The organism is Myxococcus virescens (assembly GCF_900101905.1).
In the GTDB taxonomy this organism is placed as follows: Bacteria; Myxococcota; Myxococcia; order Myxococcales; family Myxococcaceae; genus Myxococcus; species Myxococcus virescens.
In genome coordinates, this window is record NZ_FNAJ01000044.1 from 1 (window position 1) to 2210 (window position 2210).

Below are 2210 nucleotides of genomic sequence, written 5' to 3' on the forward strand. Positions count from 1 at the left end.
GACTGGGCAGAGCTGCGGAGGAGAACGTCCAATTTTGACGTGTTCGTCCACCAGACGGGAGCATCACTCGAGCGGCCCCGTCAGCGGCCCTCCTCTGCCCCTCCGCTCCAGCCCTCCCCCTCAACTGGGCCTCTATCCCTCCTATACGTTCGCCTTGATGCACTGCATGGGGTGGCCTTGGCGCCCCCCCGACGCAGCGACCATATTTTTAGGAAGGCACAGCCAGCTTCATAGCGCACTTTTGACGTGATCTCAGTACGCGTATGTCTCGGAGACTGAAGCTTGGGCAGGCACAGGCGAATAGCCGCCATCTTGCGACGATTGTTAGCCGAAGTAGTCGGCAAGGCTATTTCCTGAGTTCGAACCATCCGAAGCAACCGGAGCTTGTTCTATCGCTGCTGTTGGAGTGAACTCGGGAACAGGCAGGTAGAACTCTACCGCGGCCGTTTTGAGAAATTTAAAATGGGGATTCTTGACAATATGCGCCTTTCCCCCAGGAAGGAGCTTTTTCATCCCGGCTTCATAAGAGAGCAGCCAGTGTGGACCGGAGAGAGCTTCGGGTGTCATAACCTCTTCCCACCAGGGGCTGTTGCTCGGGGCTGTCAATCTGCCACGTCTTATGAGATCGAGCGCCAATATTGCAACGAATGAATCTTGGACGCTGAGGACGGCAGCAGCGGCATTGGCATCGAGTTCGAGCCCAAAGCGCAAGGCCCCCCAGAGAGCCCAGAGCACTTCGCTACCGTGAACACGTGGCCCATGCAGGGTGACCTGATCAGACAGCAGCTTTCCGAGTCCTTTGGTGTCGAGGGTGCATCCTTCTCTCGCGTAGATTTCTACAATCTCCAGAACGAAGTTAAGCACTCCCGGCTCTGCATTTGCTGCTTGAAATAGCAATGACTCAAGCAAATCCCAGTTCTCCACATGTACTTCGCGCTTCTTGAGGCGACCCAAGGCATACTTTATGACACTCTCGTCGGGATGTGCAGAAGCGTGACGAAAGACCAAGTCAAAGTATTGCAAAAGGCTTGTCCTGCCTCGTCGCCTTCCTTTTTCGATTCGGAAGCGGCTCAGCTCAACAGCCCAAAGTGCCTCCAGCGGTAGCGGCAGCTCAAGAATGCGTGTCTTCTTGGGGTTTAGGGTTAGCTCCCATTCGCCGAGGAACTGCTGAAGCTGAGCGAGGCCTTGCTCGGCGCTGGCCAATCGCGCGAATGACATCTCCCAGTCATCGACAAACCGAAATCCGCCTGTGTGCTGGATGGTCGTCTCCATGGAGGCGTCGATGGATGTCATCAATAGCTCTGCGAGAACTAGGGATGTGTCAGGGCCAATGGGAATGCCGACGCTCTGACGATCTTGGCCGCAACGAACTAGTTCGTCTAGAATATTTCCAGGCAATGACTTGTCGACAGGGAGTTTCTTCGAGAGGACTTTCCCGTGTAGCGCCCAGGGAATTGAATGTGTATATATTGAGCGATAGAATTGTGAGACATCTGCCTGGAGGACGTAGCGCCCTTGTCGCCGACATCGCGCTTTCTCTTCCATTAGCTGGGAGAAGGGGACCTTCGTTTCCAGTGCTCGAACCGTCGATGGGACTGGTCGGCTGAGTGAGAGCCGCGACTTTCTCATGTGCTCGTCCAGCTGTGGCCAGTACTTGTCGATAGCTGTCGTGAGAGCGAAGAATGCTACTGGGTTCGGAACGGATAGTCGACGGCGCAAAGTTCCAGCGCGGGCAAGGTTGTGGTGAATGGCGAGAGCGTTTGGTGGCTTGCTTGCCGCTTCTACCCATGCCGTCGGGAGGCTGCCGGGGGCCGTTGTGAGTACACTAGCAAGCGTCTCGGTGGAGAAGCATTGGGGAAGTTCCCTCGGGAAGTAGCCCATGCCCAGTAATCGCCTGAGCAGGGGGGCGGGGGCGCTGTTGGCGTCCAGGGTCGGGGTCTTGGAGCCGGCAAGTTCCGGTGCAGGGAGGCTGCTCATAGTGGCGAGCCTAGGGCGGGCTCTTGCATTCCCATAACTTTCGTCTCTTTCCAAAGGACCTTAGAGTCCCCCGCTTTCGTGGACACCCGCGATGTGATGGAAGGGTGTTCGATGTCGGAGAGCGAGAAGAAGCAGAGGCTCGCGTGCTCGGCGGGAAGTCGGTGTCGGCGCAAGCCCGCCCCTCGTCGGCCGACCTGCGACGGCCAACGGCTCCGCCATGGGCCGATTCCTTC

Annotated in this window: 1 protein-coding gene; it reads right to left on the reverse strand. The window is 57.2% G+C overall.

Annotated features, from left to right (window positions below; all coding sequences use genetic code 11):
- Window positions 1–324 precede the first annotated feature (324 nt).
- On the reverse strand, window positions 325–1977 hold the full coding sequence (locus BLU09_RS37930) for an RNA-directed DNA polymerase (RefSeq protein ID WP_090496015.1): 1653 nt from the start codon (window positions 1975–1977) through the stop codon (window positions 325–327).
- Window positions 1978–2210 lie beyond the last annotated feature (233 nt).